This is a genomic window from Candidatus Zixiibacteriota bacterium (assembly GCA_021159005.1).
Classification (GTDB): Bacteria; Zixibacteria; MSB-5A5; order UBA10806; family 4484-95; genus JAGGSN01.
In genome coordinates this window covers 1-1981 of the sequence record JAGGSN010000037.1, presented here as the reverse complement: position 1 = coordinate 1981, position 1981 = coordinate 1, and the positions used below count along the sequence as shown (strand labels likewise).

General features: G+C 40.5%; 1 protein-coding gene. It reads left to right on the top strand.

The window, feature by feature from the left end; genetic code table 11:
• Positions 1-234 precede the first annotated feature (234 nt).
• Positions 235-1981, top strand: a 1747-nt coding sequence (locus J7K40_02530) for a helix-turn-helix domain-containing protein (protein ID MCD6161272.1), incomplete at its 3' end; no start/stop codon positions are given.

Genomic DNA, 1981 nt, shown 5'->3' with positions numbered 1-1981 from the left:
AGCGGAGCTTGCGAGGCTCATGCCGGATGTGAGTTTCACCTCGCTTGCCTATCATCAGAGTTCATAGTAAATAATTCTCAGCCAAGATAACTGGTTGAAATCCTTGCGATGCTACTTCTCATAATTGATTGTGCATTACAGTTTTTGATATCACGTAACCTGTTGAAATCATTAGAACTCGAAAAATGAAAAATCTCTTGACAAAGGAAAAGTGTAAAGCTACCCTTCGGGGTCATGGTTATCAAAACAGAAAAAACAGGCAAATTATCCGTATGGACTGAAAAAGATCCGAAAGGGAAATTGACCAAAACCGTCTATTTTGACTATCGCCCTGTTGTCTGTTTCAATCTGGATAATATCAATGAAAGACGAATCGCTGTCGTTCAACTTGTTGAACTTAAATACTGCAATCAAAATAACGCTGGGAAAATATGCGGCTTTCATCGTAACACGGTCTTTAGTCTCCTCCGCACAAAGAGACTTTTGGGCATAGAAGCCCTCCTTGAAGATGACCGTGGCCCAAAGTCTCCATGGAAATATGTAGGTGAAATTCGCACAACTATTAAAAAACTCAAACGGAAATATCCTGACTGGAGTGACCAGCAGATTGCCGATGAGGCAGCGAGATATCTCGATACACCTATTTCTCGTAGTGCTGTTGCCCGCATAAGGACTGAGAAAGATGACCTCAAGCATACAAAACGCTTAAAACACAATTTGGAAGAGCTGGCAAAAATAGCCGATAGTATTGACATAAAAGAACATGATAAACGACAGCTTCTTTTCAACTTTGACGATGATCCTGAATTTAAAAAAATAGTCGAAGAAGCTGCTAAAGAAGATTCTCCGAAAACACATACAAATACAGACAAAGCATTATTGGATCAATTAAAGGAAGGGCAACGAAACGTATTTGCCGGTATGCTTTTCCATCACCTGTTCCTAAATGAAGTCAACTTCTCCTCTGCATTTGCTTATTTGCCCAGGGGCAATAATAACACTTATGGTCATCATGAACTCTTTGAGTCTATCTTTTTTGGCCTACAGATTGGCCTCAATTCTATTGAGGCCCACAAGTTGGTGAACAGTCGTGATCTGGGCCTATTATTGGGAAAAACAAGTTCACCAGATGAAACCAGCATCCGTCGGCGTTTACAAGGGATAGCCGAAGATCGTCCATCAGAAAATCTTATAGATTATTTTGCAAATCTGTTCTTAACAAAGGGGTTCATCGACCCGGAGGTATTTTTTATCGATGGTCATTTTCTTCCTTATTATGGGCTAAAGGCCTTACAGAAAGGCTATTTTACTGTTAGGCGTTTGGCCATGAAAGGAAATGAGATTTATGCAGTTACCGATATCAACGGAAAGCCTTTGTTTTTTATTACCGAAGGCTGCGAGATCGATTTCAGACCTGTCATCAAAAGGGCAGCGGAAAAAGTAATAGGTCTGGGCATCAATCGCCCCCTTTTCGTCTTTGATCGAGGGGGCTATGGTGTGCATTTTTTCAGCCAAATGATAGAAAAGGCCGATTTTGTTACGTGGGCCAAGTATGTTAAACAAAAAGAGTTAGGGGACTTACAATATACCAGTTGTCTGAAGTTCAACGATAAAAAGTATCTCATTGCTGAAAAGCAAAAGCTCATTAGAGAATCTATTTCTACTGCCCAAAAAGAAGGTCGGGAAACCCCTGCTTCATTAGAGGTACGTATGGTCGTTTTCAAAGAGCTGAACCACGGGACTCCGATAGCTATTTATACCAGTGACCAGAAAAAGCCCGCCGGAGATATTGCTTATTACATGCTTCATCGATGGGGCGAATCGGAGAACTTTTTCAAAGAAATCATGTCTCTTTACAATTTCAATTATCACCCAGGCTACGATATAAAGGCATTAGAAGAACAGCCAATGGTAGATAACCCGGAAGTTAAAACTATTAGAAGAACCATTAAAGGAATCAAACAAAAAATAGGCACCCTGG